Source organism: Xanthobacter sp. BG11Y11_SDJG (assembly GCF_057364445.1).
On sequence record NZ_JBNFNU010000054.1, the window covers coordinates 1 to 16,447 of the forward strand.

The 16,447-nt window shown below is 69.6% G+C and carries 13 protein-coding genes, 1 other RNA gene and 4 pseudogenes; 8 read left to right on the forward strand and 10 right to left on the reverse strand.

All coding sequences use genetic code 11. The annotated features are described in order from the left end of the window. The 3 genes and pseudogenes from AC2W7M_RS07435 to AC2W7M_RS07445 all read left to right on the forward strand — a co-directional run. A pseudogene (locus AC2W7M_RS07435) lies at positions 1–563 on the forward strand (hypothetical protein); the annotation flags it as partial. Continuing rightward, entirely contained in the window at positions 539–790 is a 252-nt protein-coding gene (locus tag AC2W7M_RS07440) for a hypothetical protein (RefSeq protein WP_486131331.1), read from the forward strand. The pseudogene AC2W7M_RS07435 and the gene AC2W7M_RS07440, both read left to right, overlap by 25 nt. Before the next feature lie 90 nt (positions 791–880). Then, a complete protein-coding gene (locus tag AC2W7M_RS07445) occupies positions 881–1,219 on the forward strand; it encodes a c-type cytochrome (protein ID WP_486131333.1) in 339 nt (112 codons plus the stop codon). Between the two features lie 2 nt (positions 1,220–1,221). Here AC2W7M_RS07445 and AC2W7M_RS07450 read toward each other — a convergent pair whose 3' ends face one another. The 6 genes from AC2W7M_RS07450 to ssrS form a co-directional block, all read right to left on the reverse strand. Next, positions 1,222–1,638, reverse strand: a complete 417-nt coding sequence (locus AC2W7M_RS07450; RefSeq protein WP_486131335.1) for a type II toxin-antitoxin system VapC family toxin — start codon at positions 1,636–1,638, stop codon at positions 1,222–1,224. A 1-nt stretch (position 1,639) separates the two neighbouring features. Continuing rightward, positions 1,640–2,080 carry a DUF7662 domain-containing protein gene (locus tag AC2W7M_RS07455; protein ID WP_486131337.1) on the reverse strand — a complete coding sequence of 147 codons (441 nt, stop codon included), beginning with the start codon at positions 2,078–2,080 and terminating at the stop codon, positions 1,640–1,642. Positions 2,081–2,216: 136 nt separating this feature from the next. Further along, positions 2,217–4,190: a threonine--tRNA ligase gene (gene thrS / locus AC2W7M_RS07460; RefSeq protein ID WP_486131339.1), complete on the reverse strand. Its 1,974-nt coding sequence runs from the start codon at positions 4,188–4,190 to the stop codon at positions 2,217–2,219. Between the two features lie 322 nt (positions 4,191–4,512). Then, the gene (locus AC2W7M_RS07465; protein WP_486131341.1) at positions 4,513–5,334 is read right to left on the reverse strand and encodes a TIGR00282 family metallophosphoesterase; all 822 of its coding nucleotides are present in this window, start codon (positions 5,332–5,334) and stop codon (positions 4,513–4,515) included. A gap of 4 nt (positions 5,335–5,338) precedes the next feature. Next, complete coding sequence (locus AC2W7M_RS07470; protein WP_486131343.1) at positions 5,339–5,965, reverse strand: 5-formyltetrahydrofolate cyclo-ligase; 627 nt, start codon at positions 5,963–5,965, stop codon at positions 5,339–5,341. A gap of 19 nt (positions 5,966–5,984) precedes the next feature. Further along, a non-coding RNA gene (ssrS, locus tag AC2W7M_RS07475) (6S RNA) lies at positions 5,985–6,139 on the reverse strand. A 117-nt stretch (positions 6,140–6,256) separates the two neighbouring features. Here ssrS and murJ point away from each other — a divergent pair. The 4 genes and pseudogenes from murJ (at position 6,257) to AC2W7M_RS07495 (ending at position 12,341) form a co-directional block, all read left to right on the forward strand. Further along, positions 6,257–7,796: pseudogene (gene murJ / locus AC2W7M_RS07480) on the forward strand (murein biosynthesis integral membrane protein MurJ). Positions 7,797–7,957: 161 nt separating this feature from the next. Beyond that, positions 7,958–8,905, forward strand: a complete 948-nt coding sequence (locus AC2W7M_RS07485; protein WP_486131345.1) for an efflux RND transporter periplasmic adaptor subunit — start codon at positions 7,958–7,960, stop codon at positions 8,903–8,905. Then, on the forward strand, positions 8,881–9,150 hold the full coding sequence (locus AC2W7M_RS07490) for a permuted SH3 domain-containing protein (protein ID WP_486131347.1): 270 nt from the start codon (positions 8,881–8,883) through the stop codon (positions 9,148–9,150). Before AC2W7M_RS07485 ends, AC2W7M_RS07490 begins: the two co-directional genes overlap by 25 nt. After that, positions 9,147–12,341, forward strand: a complete 3,195-nt coding sequence (locus AC2W7M_RS07495; protein WP_486131348.1) for an efflux RND transporter permease subunit — start codon at positions 9,147–9,149, stop codon at positions 12,339–12,341. Before AC2W7M_RS07490 ends, AC2W7M_RS07495 begins: the two co-directional genes overlap by 4 nt. A 71-nt stretch (positions 12,342–12,412) precedes the next feature. On the opposite strand, the pseudogene AC2W7M_RS07500 reads toward AC2W7M_RS07495, so the two are convergent. From AC2W7M_RS07500 to AC2W7M_RS07510, 3 genes and pseudogenes are all read right to left on the reverse strand, one after another. Continuing rightward, positions 12,413–13,773: pseudogene (locus AC2W7M_RS07500) on the reverse strand (AmpG family muropeptide MFS transporter). Between the two features lie 133 nt (positions 13,774–13,906). Further along, entirely contained in the window at positions 13,907–14,581 is a 675-nt protein-coding gene (locus tag AC2W7M_RS07505) for a response regulator (protein WP_486131350.1), read from the reverse strand. A 113-nt stretch (positions 14,582–14,694) separates the two neighbouring features. Further along, on the reverse strand, positions 14,695–15,168 hold the full coding sequence (locus AC2W7M_RS07510) for a secondary thiamine-phosphate synthase enzyme YjbQ (RefSeq protein WP_486131352.1): 474 nt from the start codon (positions 15,166–15,168) through the stop codon (positions 14,695–14,697). 91 nt (positions 15,169–15,259) lie between these two features. On the opposite strand from AC2W7M_RS07510, the gene AC2W7M_RS07515 reads away from it, so the two are divergent. Further along, a complete protein-coding gene (locus tag AC2W7M_RS07515; RefSeq protein ID WP_486131354.1) occupies positions 15,260–16,216 on the forward strand; it encodes an alpha/beta hydrolase in 957 nt (318 codons plus the stop codon). Positions 16,217–16,245: 29 nt separating this feature from the next. On the opposite strand, the pseudogene AC2W7M_RS07520 reads toward AC2W7M_RS07515, so the two are convergent. Then, positions 16,246–16,447: pseudogene (locus tag AC2W7M_RS07520) on the reverse strand (hypothetical protein); the annotation flags it as partial.

The window sequence follows — 16,447 nt, forward strand, 5'->3', positions numbered from 1 at the left end:
CCCATGCGGTGCTGCCGCCCTCGCCCCCGGGCAAGGCGGCGCTCGGCGTGTTCGCCCGCTTCTCCCCGGAGGGGCCGACCATTCCGCGCGGCGTCGTCTGGCGCGTGTTCGCCGACCGGCCGGAGGCCTCCGGCGCCTTCCCGCTGGTGGCGGAAAGCACGGACGCGGCGCCGGTATTCTTCCTCACCCCCGGCGGCTACATCATCCATGCGAGCTACGGCCTCGCCAACACCGCCCAGCGCGTGGCGCTCGGCCCGGTGTCGCGCCGCGAGGGCTTCGTGCTGCCGGCCGGCGGCCTGCGCCTGGAAGCGGACGTGGAGAACAAGGCGATCTCCCCGCAGAAGGTCACCTTCGACATCTTCGAGGGCTCGTTCCTCCAGGGGCGCACCTCCACCCAGCCTTATTATCGCGGCGCCGGCGCGGCGAGGTGGTGCTGCTGCCGGAGGGCACCTACCACGTGGTGTCCACCTATGGCGACGCCAACGCCGTGGTGCGCGCGGACGTCTCGGTCCAGCCCGGCAAGCTCACCGACGCCACCATGCACCATCGCGCCGCCCAGGTGATGCTGAAGCTGGTGAAGGCGCAGGGCGGCGAGGCGCAGGCGGACACGCAGTGGACCGTCATCACGCCCGGCGGCGACACCATCAAGGAATCCATCGGCGCCTTCCCCGTATTCGTGCTCACGGAAGGCGACTATGTCGCCATCGCCCGCAACGGCGGCAAGAACTTCAGCCGCGACTTCAAGGTGGATGCCGGCCACGACCAGGAGGTCGAGGTGCTGGTGAAGTGAGGGCCGCCGTGCGGCGATATGTTCGGGATCAATGAGCCGGCGGGTCCGCCGTGCTCCGCTGGCGGCACATCCTGCGTGAGGGAGCCGCCCGTGCCGCGCCTTTGGAAGTTCTTGCCCGCGTTCAGCCTCGCAGCCGCTGCGCTTGCGGCAACGGCCCTCGCCGCCGCACCGGTTCACCGGCCCGACGCCGCCGCGGGGCGCGCCGTGGCGGAGCGCTGGTGCGCGGGATGCCATGTGGTCGGTCCCGCCCCGCAAAGCGCCGCGAGCGATGCCCCGAGCTTCGCGGCGCTCGCCGCCCGCGACGGCGACATCACCGCCGCTTGGCTCGCCTTCCGCCTGCTGAACCCGCACCCGCAGATGCCGCAACTGAGCCTGACCCGCAACGAGGCCGCGGACCTCGCGGCCTATTTCGCGAGCCTGAGGAAGTAGGGTTAGCAGGCAATCGCCTGGAGGTGCCCACGGGCGGCGAAGGCGAGGATGAGCTTGTCGCGGGTCATCAAACGGTAGCCGTGATGGCGCGCCATGGCGATCAAGATGCGGTCCACCGGATCGCGCGGCGGCTCGTCCGGCAGGAAGGACGATTCGATCAGGGCTTCGGGCGGCATCGGCGCGAGGGCGATGCCGGGAAGCCCCGCAAGCGCGCGGAACCACGCAGCGGGGGACTGCGCCAGCGCGATCCTGCCTGAGGCCGCCAGAAGGCCGATCTCCCACGCGGTCATGGGGCAGATGTGAATGGCCTGCCCCGCCTCCCGGGCATCGGCCAGCTGATCCAGCGCTTCGGGGGCGATGCGGTCGCCATTGGCGATCCAGATGGCGGCGCAGGTGTCGAGCAGGATGGGCGGCGCCATCTCAGCGCTCCGCCCGCCAGCCGGTGGCGGTTGGGGCGGTGAGGTCGGTGTCGTCCGGGACCGTGACCGTGCCCTTGAGCGCGCCGTAGAGCGCCTTCAGCAGGCCGGCGCGATCCAGGGGCCGATCCGGAACAGCTTCGGGCGCTGCCGCCTCGCGCGCCTCACTCTCGGCGCGGCGGAACACCAGGCGGCCGGCCTCCATATCCACCTGTTCGGACTTGTAGCCCGCCGCCAGCCAGGCCCAGGTAATAACACTGTTGCTGGGGTTGTTGCTCCACCATGCGCGGTGACGGCGGGCGCTGGCGGGGAGGGGATGGCCGACCACGGCCTCGATCTCCGCGAACGTCATGGCAATGCGGGCTTGGCCGATGTTGCGCAAATGCGCGGTCAGCGGCGCATAGCGGGAAACGGTCGGCGCCTTGGGCGTGCTGGAAAGTGCCATCGTCGCCTCCGCTGCTGACCAGCAGAAGTTACGACACAAACAGTATTTGTCAACAGTGTTTATTGTGTTCTTCTTGATGAGGCGGGGGCGGCGTCACCGCCCCCGCGTCCGAACGCTTCCCTCGCGTCCGCCAGCCTCACGCCGCCTTCGCAGCCAGCGCCTTGCGCTTGAGATCCGGCGGCACGGCCTCGTCCACCAGCGCCGCCACCACCTCGCCGAGCGCCCCCGATGTCTGCGCGTTGGAGCCGAGGCGGCGGATGGAGAGGGTGCGCTCGGCCGCCTCCTTCTTGCCCGCCACCAGCAGCACCGGCACCTTGGCCAGCGAGTGCTCGCGCACCTTGAGGTTGATCTTCTCGTTCCTGAGGTCGAGCTCCGCCCGCAGCCCCGCCGCCTTCAGCGCGTCCACCACCTCGGCGGCATAGTCGTCCGCGTCCGAGGTGATGGTGGCGACCACCACCTGGGTGGGTGCGAGCCACAGCGGGAAGTGGCCGGCGAAGTGCTCGATCAGGATGCCGGTGAAGCGCTCCATGGAGCCGCAGATGGCGCGGTGGATCATCACCGGCGTCTTCTTCTGCCCGTCCGCATCCACATAGAAGGCGCCGAACCGTTCCGGCAGGTTGAAGTCCACCTGGGTGGTGCCGCACTGCCATTCGCGGCCGATGGCGTCCCTCAGCGTGTACTCGAACTTCGGCCCGTAGAAGGCGCCCTCGCCCGGCAGGATGCCGGTCTTGATGCGGCTGGAAGAGGCGGCGATCTGATCGAGCACGCCGCTCATGACGCTCTCGGCATGGTCCCACACCGCATCGGTGCCGACGCGCTTCTCCGGCCGGGTGGAGAGCTTCACCACGATCTCGTCGAAGCCGAAATCGGCATAGGTGGAGAGGATCAGATCGTTGATCTTCAGGCATTCCGCCGCCATCTGCTCCTCGGTGCAGAAGACGTGGGCGTCGTCCTGGGTGAAGCCGCGCACGCGCATCAGCCCGTGCAGCGCGCCGGAGGGCTCGTAGCGGTGCACCACGCCGAATTCGGCGAGGCGCATGGGCAGATCGCGATAGCTCTTCAGCCCGTGCTTGAAGATCTGCACATGGCCGGGGCAGTTCATGGGCTTCAGCGCGAACACGCGCTCGTCCTTGGTCTCGTCGCCGGCCGACTGGACCTTGAACATGTTCTCCTTGTACCAGCCCCAGTGGCCGGAGGTCTCCCACAGGCCGGCATCGAGCACCTGCGGGGCGTTCACCTCCTGGTAGTCGGCCTTCAGGCGGCGGCGCATATAGGCCACCAGCTCCTGGAACAGGGTCCAGCCCTTGGGGTGCCAGAACACCGTGCCCGGCCCCTCCTCCTGAAAGTGGAAGAGGTCCATCTCCCGGCCCAGGCGGCGGTGGTCGCGCTTCTCCGCCTCCTCCAGCCGATGGAGGTATTCGGCAAGCTCCTTCTCGTCATGCCAGGCGGTGCCGTAGATGCGCGTCAGCATCGGATTGTTGCTGTCGCCGCGCCAATAGGCACCGGCCACCTTCATCAGCTTGAAGGCAGTGCCGATCTTGCCCGTGGAGGGCATATGCGGGCCGCGGCAGAGGTCGAACCATTCGCCCTGCTTGTAGATCTTCACGTCCTGGTCGTCCGGGATCGCGTCGACCAGCTCGACCTTGTAATTCTCGCCCTTGGCGGCGAACACGCGCTTGGCCTCGTCGCGGGTCCACACCTCCTTGGTGAAGGGGCGGTCGCGGGCGATGATCTCGCGCATCTTCGCCTCGATCGCCGGCAGGTCCTCGGAGGTGAAGGGGGCGTTGCGCGCGAAGTCGTAATAGAAGCCGTTCTCGATCACCGGGCCGATGGTCACCTGCGTGCCCGGCCACAGCTCCTGCACCGCTTCCGCCATCACGTGCGAGCAGTCGTGGCGGATCAGCTCCAGCGCGCGCGGGTCGTCGCGGGTGACGATCTCGATACGGGCGTCGCGGCTGATCGGCTCGGCAAGGTCCGCCATCGCGCCGTCCAGGGTGACGGCGACGGCCTTCTTGGCCAGCGACTTGGAGATCTGGGCGGCGACGTCGGCGCCGGAGGTCCCCACGGGGTATTCGCGCTTGGCGCCGTCGGGGAAGGTCAGCGAGATCATGTGGCACTCCTTTTCGCCCACTCCTGCGCACCACGCAGGTAGGCCGGTTCTCGTTTTCGCGGCGTCCTTTTAGGGAGCCTGCGGCCGGGCGTCCAGCCAGAAGGCCCGGCGCGCCGGCTCGTCCAGCGCGCGCCTCCCCTCTCCCCTCGCGGGAGAGGGCGGGGGTGAGGGGCGGCCGGGCGTTTGCGGAATCACCGGGCGACGCTCCGGGATCTGGCTCCGCGGCGTGCGGCCTTACCCCTCACCCCGACCCTCTCCCGCAGGGGGAGAGGGGCGCGAACGGCGAGGGCTGCGCCAGGATGTGCGGGAATGTGCGGAAGCCCTACCCCCAGAAATCCGGCCGGGTCTCGGCCAGCGGGCCGCCCATGCGTACCGGGGCGATCTTCACCGCGAGGCCGGTTGAATCGTCCGTCTCCACCGCCACGCCCGAGAGCGTGCCGGCGCCGCCCGCCGGCTCGAAACGCGCCGAGGGCAGCTTGCGGATGAAGCGGCGGATGGGCTCTTCCTTGTCCATGCCGATCACCCCCTCATAGCTGCCGCACATGCCCACGTCGGTCATGAAGGCGGTGCCGCCCGAAAGGATGCGATGGTCGGCGGTGGGCACATGGGTGTGGGTGCCCACCACCAGAGACGCGCGGCCGTCGCAATAATGGCCGAAGGCCTGCTTCTCGCTGGTGGTCTCGGCGTGGAAGTCGATCAGAACCGCGTCCGCCACGCGGCCGAGTTCCGCGCCCTCCAGCGCCCGGTCGGCCGCCGCGAAAGGATCGTCCAGCGCATCCATGAAGACGCGGCCCATGAGGTTGAGCACCAGCACGCTGGCGCCGTTCTTCGCCTCCACCAGAGCCGCGCCGCGGCCCGGCGTGCCGGCCGGATAGTTCGCCGGGCGCAGCAGGTTCGGCGCGCGCTCGATGAAGACCAGCGCCTCGCGCTGATCGAAGGAATGGTTGCCGAGCGTGACCGCGTCCGCACCCGCCGCCCTGAGGTCGTCATAGATGGCCTCGGTGATGCCGAAGCCGCCGGCCGCGTTCTCGCCGTTCACGGCGACGAAATCGAGCCGCCAGTCGCGAACGAGGCCGGGCAGGAGGCTGGTGACGACATCGCGGCCGGGACGGCCGACCACGTCGCCGAGGAAGAGCATGCGCATCGCGTCAGGGTCCGGGGCAAAGGCGGGAGCAGGGAAGGGCGCCGCGCTCCGTTATCATCATGTCGAGGGGTTCGTCATGGGGCGCGACGGGCACGCGCGGCACTTCCTGGCAGGCGAAGGCATAGCCGAAGGCGGTAACGGGCGCCTTGGCGCGCAGCTGCGCCAGCGTCCGGTCGTAGAAGCCGGCGCCGTAGCCGATGCGGCCGCCGAACCGGTCGAAGGCGGCGAGCGGCACCACAACGAGGTCCGGCATTGCCTCGGGCGCCGTCTCCGAAGGTGTCGGGATGCCGTAGGCGCCCTTTGGCGCCAGCGGGTCGTCCGCCTGCCAGAGGCGGAACAGGAGCGGCTGCTCCCGGCCGACGATCACCGGCAAGGCCAAGCGTGCGCCCTCGGCGCGGAGCCTTGCGGCGAGGGGAAAGGTATCGATTTCGTCCCGGAACGGCGCGAACAGGGCGATGGTGCGCCCGGCGGGGGAGCCGGCGCCGATGGCGCCCCGCGCATGCACGGCGGCGGCGGCGGAAGCGATGCGGCGTCCCTCGTCCCCCATGGCCGCGCGGCGCGCCAGCGCATCCGCGCGCAGGCGCCGCTTCTCGGCGGCGATATCGGCGGGGGCGGAAAGGGAAGAGGCCATATCGAAGGAAAGGATAGAGTGCGGAGCCGCGAAAGCCGTCGGAGTGCGATCCCGGGAACCTACAAAGTAGGTGGGCGCCGTGTGTCCGAGCCCAGAGGCAAGGTCAGGGACAGCTCCCTTCAGGATCGATAAGGCCCCGGGGATATTGTCTCCAGACGTACCCCACAGCCCCGCAGTCCCAATGTAGGTGCGAAGCGGGCAAAGCGCCAGCCCTTCCTTGCGGCGGCGCGTCTGGCCGCGCGCGCGCGGACAGGCTAGAACCGGGCCACCTTTAGGGCGCCGAAGCGATTCATGTTCCGCAACATCCTCTCCGTGGGCGGCTTCACCCTGCTCTCGCGCCTCGCCGGCTTCATCCGCGACGTGGTGATGGCGGCCGTGCTCGGCGCCGGGCCGGTGGCCGACGCCTTCTTCGTCGCCTTCCGCCTGCCCAACCATTTCCGCGCCATCTTCGCCGAGGGCGCGTTCAACGCGGCCTTCGTGCCCACCTATTCGCGCCTTCGGGAGCAGGACGGCCCGCAGCGGGCGCGCCACTTCGCCGACGAGATCCTCACGGCATGATGATCGTGCACGCCGTCCTGCTGGCGCTGGTGCTCGCCTTCACGCCGCAGTTCGTGGCGCTGCTCGCGCCGGGCCTGTCGGACGATCCCGAGCGCTATGGCCTCGCGGTGGCGCTGACGCGCATCACCTTCCCCTATCTCGCCTTGATCTCGGTGGCGACGCTCGCCTCCGGCGCGCTCAACGCCTCCGGCCGCTTCGCCGTGCCGGCGGCGGCGCCGATCCTGCTCAATGTGTGCATGGTGGGCACGCTGCTCGCGGCGGCCCTGTTCCCCACCGCCGGCCATGCGGCGGCGTGGGGCGTGCTGATCTCCGGCGTCGCCCAATTGCTGGCGGTGGGCACAGACGCGGAGCGCTCCGGCATCGGCCTCAGGTTCTCCCGGCCGAAGCTCGATCCGGGCACGCGCCAGTTCCTGAAGGCTCTGGGGCCGGCCATCATCGGCTCGGCGGGCATCCAGATCGCGCTGTTCGCCGACACCATCATCGCCACCTTCCTGCCCGCCGGCGCGCTCTCGGCGCTCTATTATGCCGACCGCATCAACCAGCTGCCCATCGGCGTGGTGGGCATCGCGGTGGGCACCGTGCTCCTGCCGGAGATGGCGCGGCGCCTCGCGGCCAAGGACGATGCCGGCGCCGCCCGCGCGCAGGCCCGCGCGGTGGAACTGGCGGCGGTGCTCGCCATCCCCTTTCGTCGCCGCCGCGCTCGCGGTGCCGGACCTCGTCATGCGTGCTTTTGTTCGCCCGCGGCGCCTTCACCACGGCGGATGCGGCGGCGGCGGCGGCGACGCTCCAGGCCTACGGCGTCGGCCTCCTCTCCTTCGTGGTGGTGCGCGCCTTCATCGCCCCGTTCCATGCCCGCGGCGACACCCGCACGCCCATGATCGCCTCGCTCACCGCGGTCGCCATCAACGTTGCGCTCAAGTTCGTGCTCATGGGGGCGCTGGCCCAGGTGGGCCTCGCGCTCGCCACCGCCGTCGGCGGCTGGATCAATCTCGGCCTTCTGGTGCTGTTCGCCGTGCGCCAGGGCCTGCCGGTGGGGGACGCGAAGCTCGGCGGCCATCTGGCGCGGCTGGCGCTCGTGCTCGCCATCGTCGCCGCCGCCTTGCTCGGCGCCCAGTATGGCGCGGATCGCCTCGTGCCGCCCGGAACCTGGGCGCGCGAAGAAGTGATCCTCGGCCTTGTCGTGGCCGCCGGGGCGCTGTGCTATGGCCTTGCCGTTGCGGCACTTTTGGGCCGCGGCTTCATCGCCGGCGTGATCGGCCGTTGGGGTCCGTGAGCGCGGGCCGCCCCAAAATTTCTTGTCCGGAACGTTTTGCATTGCAGCGCGCTGTGCTATGCGAACGGCCGCCTTTCGGTCTTGGCCCTTCGGTTGCGGGACGTGCCGGACCCTCGCTCACGACATTGGCGGACGCGCCGCGTCCACCCGGAGCCGGACCGATGATGAATGTTGCCCGCAGTGTTCCTGCCATCCTTGCCTGTGCGCTCGCGCTCACCGCGTGCGGCCAGCCGGCGCCGCAGCAGTCGGGTCCGCCGCCCGCGCCGCAGGTGACGGTGGCGAGCCCGGCCACGCGCACGGTGACCGACCACGACGAATATGTCGGCCGCTTCGTCGCCATCGACGAGGTGAACCTGCGTGCCCGCGTTTCCGGCTATCTCGACAAGATCCACTTCACCGACGGCCAGCTGGTGAAGGAGGGCGACCTGCTCTTCACCATCGACCAGCGCCCGTTCAAGATCGCCCTCGACCAGGCCAAGGCGAACCTCAACCAGACCAAGGCGGTGCTGGACTTCACCAAGGCCGACCTGGAACGGGCCCGCACCCTGCTCGAGGACAAGAATTCCAACGCCATCTCCAAGCAGGCGTTCGAGCAGCGCACCCAGGCCGAGCGCACCGCCGCCGCCAACGTGCAGTCGCAGGAAGCGGCCGTGCGCTCGGCCGAGCTGGACCTCAATTTCACCGAGATCCGCGCCCCGGTCTCGGGGCGCATCGGCGACCGGCGGGTGTCGGTGGGCAATTACGTCACCGGCGGCACCGGCGCCTCGCCGACTTTGCTCGCGGTGATCGTCTCCACCGATCCGATCCGCTTCGAGTTCTCGATCGATGAAGCCTCGCTGCTGCGCTACTCGCGCCGCATGGGCGCCGACATCAAGGGCGCGCCGGTCGAGCTGAAGCTGATCGACGACAAGGGCTTCACCCACAAGGGCGAGATGGACTTCCTGAACAACGTGGTGGACCGGGAGACCGGCACCATCCGCGGCCGCGCCGTGTTCGCCAACAAGGACGGCCTGTTCCGGCCCGGCATGTTCGCCCGCCTGCGGCTCGACGCGGCGCGCCGTACCAGACCCTGGTGGTGCCGGAAGTGGCGATCGGGTCCGAGCAGGTGAAGAAGTTCGTGTTCGTGGTCGGGCCAGAGAACAAGGTGCAGCAGCGCTTCGTCGAACTCGGCCCGCTGGTGGGCGCCGACCGGGTGATCCGCGAGGGCCTCGCCCCCACCGACAAGGTGGTGGTGAACGGGCTCATGCGCGTGCGCCCCGGCGTCACCGTCCGCGCCCCAGGAGGTCAAGGCCGCCGATGCGGGCGCCCCGGCGGGCGCCCCGCCGGCCGCAGCGAAGTGAGGGGGCTGCCATGAGGCTTTCCCACTTCTTCATCGACCGGCCGATCTTCGCCTGCGTGCTCTCCACCATGCTGGTGATTTTGGGCGCCGTGTCCTATTCGCGCCTTCCGGTGGCGCAGTATCCCGACATCGCCCCGCCGGTCATCACCGTGACCGGCCAGTATCCGGGCGCCTCGGCCGAGACGGTGGCGGACACCGTCGTCGCCCCCATCGAGCAGCAGATCAACGGCGTGGAGCGCATGCTCTACATCTCGTCCAACTCCACGGCGGACGGGCGCTTCTCGATCTCGGTGACGTTCGACATCGGCACCAATCTCGACATCGCCCAGGTGCAGGTGCAGAACCGCGTCGCCATCGCCCAGCCGCGCCTTCCGTCCGAGGTGCAGCAGGTGGGCGTGGTGACCGCCAAGTCGTCGCCCGATCTGCTAATGGTGGTGAGCCTGTTCTCGCCCGACGGCTCGCGCGACCCGCTGTTCATCTCCAACTTCGCCAACGCCCAGGTGAAGGACGTGCTCTCGCGCATCGACGGCGTGGGCTCCATCACCGTGTTCGGCTCGCGCGAATACGCCATGACGATCTGGCTCGATCCGGACCGCATGAGCCAGCTCAACCTCACCTCCACCGACGTGGTGACGGGGCTGAGGGCGCAGAACGTGCAGGTGGCCTCGGGCGTGCTCAACGCGCCGCCCGTGCCGCAGCAGCGCCCGTTCCAGGTGGCGGTGCGCACCCTGGGGCGGCTCGCCGACCCGGCCGACTTCGCCAACATCGTCATCAAGCAGACCGACCAGGCGCTGGTGCGGCTGAAGGACGTGGGCCGGGTGGAGATCTCCGCCCAGGACTACGCCTCCACCTCGTTCCTGGACAAGGACATCTCGATCCAGCTCGGCGTGTTCCAGCGCCCGGGCTCCAACGCGCTCGCCACCGGCAATGCGGTGATCGCGCAGATGAAACAGATCGAGAACACGTTCCCGGTCGGCCTCAAATACGCGATCTATTACAACCCCACCGAGTTCATCCAGCAGTCGGTGACGGCGGTGATCCACACCATCGGCGAGGCGATCCTGCTGGTGGTGCTGGTGGTGGTCTTGTTCCTGCAGACCTGGCGGGCGGCGATCATCCCCATCCTCGCCATCCCGATCTCGCTGGTGGGCACCTTCTTCATCATGAGCCTGTTCGGCTTCTCGCTGAACAACCTGTCGCTGTTCGGCCTGGTGCTGGCGGTGGGCATCGTCGTCGACGACGCCATCGTCGTGGTGGAGAACGTGGAGCGCAACATCGAGGCGGGGCTCTCGCCGCGCGATGCCGCCTACAAGACCATGGACGAGGTGGGCGGCGCGCTGGTGGCCATCTCGCTGGTGCTGTCCGCGGTGTTCATCCCCACGGCCTTCATCACCGGCCTGTCGGGCGAGTTCTACCGGCAGTTCGCGCTCACCATCGCCGGCTCGACGCTGATCTCGCTGTTCGTCTCGCTGACGCTCTCGCCGGCCATGTGCGCGCTGCTGCTGAAGCCGCACCGCGCGGCGCACGAGAAGCCGGCCTGGTATGCCCGCCCCTTCGTGGCCTTCTTCCGCCTCTTCAACCGCAGCTTCGAGGCGCTGGGCAACGGCTATGCCTACCTCACCGCCCGCCTCGTGCGGATCGTGGCGGTGATGCTGCTGCTCTATGCCGGCATCGTCGCCTTCGGCGGCCATTTGTTCGTGACCACGCCGCAGGGCTTCATTCCGGCGCAGGACCGCGGCTACCTCATCATCGCCGCCCAGCTGCCGCCCGGCGCCGCCATGCAGCGCACCGAGGAGGTGATGAAGCGCGCCGGCGACCTGGTCCTCGGCACGCCGGGTGTCGGCCACGTCATCAACATCGCCGGCTTCTCGGGCGCGACCTTCACCAACGCCCCCAATGCCGGCGCCATGTTCGTGATCCTGGAGCCGTTCTCGGAGCGCGGCGGCGATCCGAACCGCACCGCCACGGCGGTGCAGAAGGCGCTGTTCGGCAAGATGGCGTCGATCCAGGAAGCGCAGATGATCGTGGTGCAGCCGCCGCCGGTGCAGGGCATCGGCAATGCCGGCGGCTTCCGCATGATGATCGAGGACCGCGCCGGCAACGGGCTCCAGGCGCTCAGAGGCGCGGTCTACGCCATGATGGGCGCGGCGGCGCAGACGCCGGGCCTGCAGCAGGTCTATTCGCTGTTCGAGACCTCGACGCCGCAGCTCTTCCTCGACATCGACCGCCAGAAGGCGCAGCTGCTGCGCATCAACGTGGCCGACGTGTTCGCGGCGCTCCAGACCTATATCGGCTCGACCTACGTCAACGACTTCAACCTGTTCGGCCGCACCTTCCGGGTGCAGGCGCAGGCGGATGCCCAGTACCGGCTCGACCCGAAGGACGTGCTCTCCATCCGCGTGCGCTCGGCCAATGGGGAGACCGTGCCGATCGGCTCGTTCGCCACCGTGCGCGACATTTCCGGCCCCTACCGCGTGCCGCGCTACAACCTCTACCCCGCCGCCGAACTCGACGGCTCGCCCGCGCCCGGCTACTCGCAGGGCCAGGCCATGCAGATCATGCAGGGGCTCGCCGCCAAGACGCTGCCGCAGGGCTTCGCCTATGAGTGGACGACGCTCGCCTTCCAGCAGGAGCGGGCGGGCAACACCGCCGTCTTCGCCTTCGCGCTGGGCGTGGTGTTCGTGTTCCTGGTGCTGGCGGCGCAGTATGAGAGCCTGACGCTGCCGCTGGCGGTCATCCTCATCGTGCCCATGTGCCTCGTCGCGGCGCTTGGCGGCGTGATCTTCCGGGGGCTGGACAACAACATCCTGACCCAGGTGGGATTCATCGTGCTGATCGGCCTCGCGGCGAAGAACGCGATCCTCATAGTCGAGTTCGCCAAGCAGCTGGAGGACCAGGGCCACGGCCGGCGCGAGGCGGCGGTGGAGGCGGCGCGGCTGCGCCTGCGGCCGATCATCATGACCTCGCTCGCCTTCATCCTCGGCGTGGTGCCGCTGGTGTGGGCGGTGGGCGCCGGCTCAGAGCTTCGGCAGGCGCTCGGCACGGCGGTGTTCTACGGCATGATCGGCGTGACCGTGTTCGGCCTGCTCTTCACGCCCGCCTTCTACGTCTTCGCGCGCTGGCTCGCCGCGCTCGGCTCAAGGAAGCCGAAGGACGGCGGCGCGCCGGAGAAGCCGGCCGGCACCCATCCCGCCCCCGCCGAATAGGCCGGGCACAGGAGGTAAGGACGAAGGCGGCGGACCCCAGGTCCGCCGCCTTCTCGCTTTCTGAAGCGCCGTCAGTCCGCCGCGGCGGGCGCGGCGCCGCTCCTGAGCGTGCGGAAATGACCCCTGGCCTGGAGGAAGGCGAGCAGCGCCAGCCCCGGCAGGCCCGCCACGGCCGTGATGATGAAGAACACGGGCCAGCCCGTCGCCTCGGCCACGAACCCGCCGCCCGAGGCGAGGAAGGTGCGCCCCACCGCGGTCAGCGCGGTCAGCAGCGCATACTGGGTGGCGGTATGGGCGCGGGCGCCGCACAGCGCCGAGAGGTAGGCAACGAAGATCACCGTTCCGATGGCACCGGTGAAGTTCTCCACCACGATGGTCGCGGTGAGCAGCGGCACGTTCACGCCCACCACCGCCTGGAGCGTGAAGGCGAGGTTGGACAGGATCTGCAGGATGCCGGCGATCCACAGGCTTTTGACCAGCGACAGCTCGCGGGCGATGTAGCCGCCGGCAAACCCGCCGGCGAGGGCGGCGAAGAAGCCGACGCCCTTCACGATGCCGGCATAGGTCGCCTTGTCGAAGCCGATGGCGATCACGAACGGCGCCGTCAGCACGCCGGCGAACGCATCGCAGAACTTGAACAGCAGCACGAACAGCAGGATCGTCGCCGCCTGCTCGCGCGACAGGAATTCCGAGAACGCGCCCACCGCGGTGGAGACCACGCGGGAGAGGGCGCCCGCATCGGTCTCCCGCGCCGGCGCTCCGGCTCGCGCGAGAGGAGGGTGGTGAGAATGCCCACCAGCATCAGCGCGCCGGCCACCACATAGCCCCACAGCCACACCGAGGCGCGCGGCACGCCGGCCACCTCGAAATAGGCGACGAGGGCGATGATGCCCGCGCCGGAAACCAGCATGCCCACGCGGTAGGCGGCCACGTAGCCCGCCATGCCCGCCGCCTGCTCGTTGCCGGCGAGGCGCTCCACGCGATAGGCGTCGACGACGATATCCTGCGTCGCCGAGACGGTGGCCACCACCAGCGCCCCGAGCGCGACCAGCAGCGGCGCGGCGAGCGGGTCCTGGAAGCCGAGGAACAGGATGGCGGCCATCAGCGCCAGCTGGGTCGCCAGCAGCCAGCCGCGGCGCCGGCCGAACAGGCGCGAGAGCAGCGGCACGTCGAGCGCGTCCACCAGCGGCGCCCACAGGAACTTCAGCGTATAGGGCACGCCCACCAGGGAGAACAGGCCGATGCTGCCGAGGCTCACCCCGGCCTCCGTCATCCACACCGAGAGCGTGGTGCCCGTGAGCGCCAGCGGCAGGCCCGAGGAAAAGCCGAGGAACATCACCGACAGGACGCCCGGCTGGCCGTAGACCTTGAGGCCGGCCAGCATCCGGGTCCACCAGCCGGCGGCCTGCGTCTGCGGCGCGGGGGGGCGCATGGTGTCGTCGCTCATGGCTCGCGCCGCCTTCCGTCCTTGAAGCCTCGCCCGGCGATCGGCCCGCCGCTGCGCGCCAGGAAAACCTGGGAAGGCAAATAAAGCGTTTCGGGCGGCGCCTGCGGCGGCGCGGGGCTCAGGCCTGGTGCTGGCTCCACAGGCCGGTCTCGACCTTGGAGACGGCGATCACCGCCTGGGTGCGGCTCTCCACGCCCAGCTTCTGGAGGATGGCGGAGACGTGCGCCTTCACGGTGGCCTCGGAGACCGACAGCTCGTAGGCGATCTGCTTGTTGAGCCGGCCCTCTGCCAGCATCATCAGCACCCGCACCTGCTGCGGCGTCAGCGTCGAGAGCCGGGCGATGATGGCGTCGGTCTCGGCGTCGGTCTTGGTGGCAAGGTTGATGTCCGCCGGCACGAAGGTCTCGCCCTTCAGCACCTGCGCCACCGCCTTGCGCATGTCGGCCACCGCCATGGTCTTGGGAATGAAGCCGGAGGCGCCGAGATCGATGCAGCGCCGGATGACGGACGGCTCCTCGTTGCCGGACACCACCACCACCGGTAGCGCGGCATATTGCGCGCGCAGATAGATAAGGCCGGAGAAGCCGCGCGCCCCCGGCATGGTGAGGTCGAGCAGGATCAGGTCGACGTCGCCGTCGCGCTCCAGCAAGGCGGTGAGGTCATCGAACGTGCCCACCTCCTCGATCTGCGTGCCCGCGGCGTGGCCGGAGATGGCCTCGCGCAGCGCGCCGCGGAACAAAGGATGGTCGTCGGCGATGACGAGGCGCAGACCCGATGCGACGTCCTCTGGCACGTACACCCTCCCCCACGCCCGGCCATTTTCTTGGCACTGGCCGCGTCAAGGTTGACGCAGCTTAGAATCGGTTGTGGCAATCATCGATCCGTGGCGAAGCGATGACAAGCCGGTCAGGTCAATTCCCCTGTTTGCCCGGTGAAAAGCAGCACGACCTCGCGGACGTGGGGCGCATCGCGGTGCTCGATCAGATAGAGGCCCTGCCAGGTGCCGAGCCCCATGCGCCCGTCGATGACAGGTATTGAAAGACCGCTGTCCGTGACCATGGTGCGCACGTGGGCGGGCATGTCGTCCGGCCCCTCCAGATCGTGCACCCAGCGAAAGTCACGCGGCGCGAGGCGGTCGAGCGCGGTGAGCAGATCGCGCCGCACGTCCGGGTCGGCATTCTCCTGGATGGTGAGGGAGCAGGAGGTGTGGCGGCAGAACAGCACCAGCAGCCCGCTCGCGGCGCCGCTCTCCTTGAGGAAGGCGGCCGCCTCGCGGGTGATGTCGGTGAAGCCCTGGCCGCGCGTTTCCACCGTGAGCCGCGCATGGGCCTGGGTGGTGACGGGCGCGCGCCGCGCCGGAGTGCGTCGCATCTGCGTCATCGCTTGCGCCTTCCTTTCATGCCGCCTGCCCAAAGGCATTCGCCTGGGCTTATAACGCCACAGTCGCTCCGTCCCCCAGTCAGGACCCCCCATGTCGAAGCTGATCCTCGATCCCGCGGCATTCGCGGAAGATGCCGTCGCCCCCGGCACCCGCATGGTCAACGACGCCATCGTCAAGACCTTGCAGGGCCTGCCGAACCGCTGGTCGGTGCCGCTGCCGGCGATCCGCGCCGCGCGCGCGTCCGGCAAGGGCACGTTCCCGCTGCCGCCGGAGAGCAAGCGCGCCCACGACGAGACGGTTCCCGGCCCGCGCGGACCGGTGCCGGTCCGCATCGTGATGCCCGACGGGGCGCCCAAGGGCGTCTATCTGCACATCCATGGCGGCGGCTGGACCCTGGGCTCGGCGCGCGAGAATGACGGGCTCACCGACCGCATCGCCGCCAATTGCGGGCTCGCGGTGGTGTCGGTGGACTATGCCCTCGCGCCGGAGCAGCCTTATCCCGCCGGCCTGGATGACTGCGAGGCGGCGGCGCTGTGGCTGGTGAAGGAGGGGGCGGCGCGCTTCGGCACCCATCGCTTCGCCATCGGCGGCGAATCGGGCGGGGCGACGCTGGCTGCGGCGACCCTGCTGCGGCTGCGCGACAAGCACCTGATGCAGCCGTTCACGGCGGCGAACCTCACCGCCGGCTGCTACGATCTGCGGCTCACCCCCTCGGTGCGCAACTGGGGCGACCTGCCCCTGGTGCTGAACACCGCGGACATCGCCCGCTTCGTGGCCAACTATCTGCGCCTGGCCGGCAAGGCGGACGATCCCGACGTCTCGCCGCTGCTGGCGGACCTGCGCGGCCTGCCGAAGGCGCTGTTCACGGTGGGCGCCAAGGACCCGCTGCTGGACGACACCGTGTTCATGGCGGCGCGCTGGATGGCCGCGGGCAATGAGAGCACGCTCGACGTCTATCCGGGCGGCTGCCACGTGTTCATCGGCTTTCCCGGCCCCATCACCGACCAGGCGCTGCGCAAGATGGACGACTTCCTCACCCATTTCTGAGCGGGTGCCGCGGAGCCGGGAGCGCCGACCTACAGAGGCTCCTGCCCCTCATTGGTGCGCAGGCGGTCGATGAAGGCCTTCAGCCGCGAATACATGCGCTCGGCATAGTCGAGCGCCGCGTCGAGTTCGGACGGATCTCCGGGCGCCGGCATCGGCGCGGCGCCCGGCCGGCCGGCCTTGAGCGCGGCGATCTCCTGCTGCAGCCGCGCGATCTCCGCCTCATAGGCGTCG

Bases quoted from the DNA above. Each gene is read 5' to 3' on its own strand.
- AC2W7M_RS07470 (WP_486131343.1), bottom strand. From the start codon at position 5,965: ATGGCCTCTTCCCTTTCCGCCCCCGCCGATATCGCCGCCGAGAAGCGG.
- AC2W7M_RS07495 (WP_486131348.1), top strand. From the start codon at position 9,147: ATGAGGCTTTCCCACTTCTTCATCGACCGGCCGATCTTCGCCTGCGTG.
- thrS (WP_486131339.1), bottom strand. From the start codon at position 4,190: ATGATCTCGCTGACCTTCCCCGACGGCGCCAAGCGCGAATACCCCGTG.
- AC2W7M_RS07485 (WP_486131345.1), top strand. From the start codon at position 7,958: ATGATGAATGTTGCCCGCAGTGTTCCTGCCATCCTTGCCTGTGCGCTC.
- AC2W7M_RS07455 (WP_486131337.1), bottom strand. From the start codon at position 2,080: ATGGCACTTTCCAGCACGCCCAAGGCGCCGACCGTTTCCCGCTATGCG.
- AC2W7M_RS07510 (WP_486131352.1), bottom strand. From the start codon at position 15,168: ATGACGCAGATGCGACGCACTCCGGCGCGGCGCGCGCCCGTCACCACC.
- AC2W7M_RS07440 (WP_486131331.1), top strand. From the start codon at position 539: ATGCACCATCGCGCCGCCCAGGTGATGCTGAAGCTGGTGAAGGCGCAG.
- AC2W7M_RS07465 (WP_486131341.1), bottom strand. From the start codon at position 5,334: ATGCGCATGCTCTTCCTCGGCGACGTGGTCGGCCGTCCCGGCCGCGAT.
- AC2W7M_RS07515 (WP_486131354.1), top strand. From the start codon at position 15,260: ATGTCGAAGCTGATCCTCGATCCCGCGGCATTCGCGGAAGATGCCGTC.
- AC2W7M_RS07450 (WP_486131335.1), bottom strand. From the start codon at position 1,638: ATGGCGCCGCCCATCCTGCTCGACACCTGCGCCGCCATCTGGATCGCC.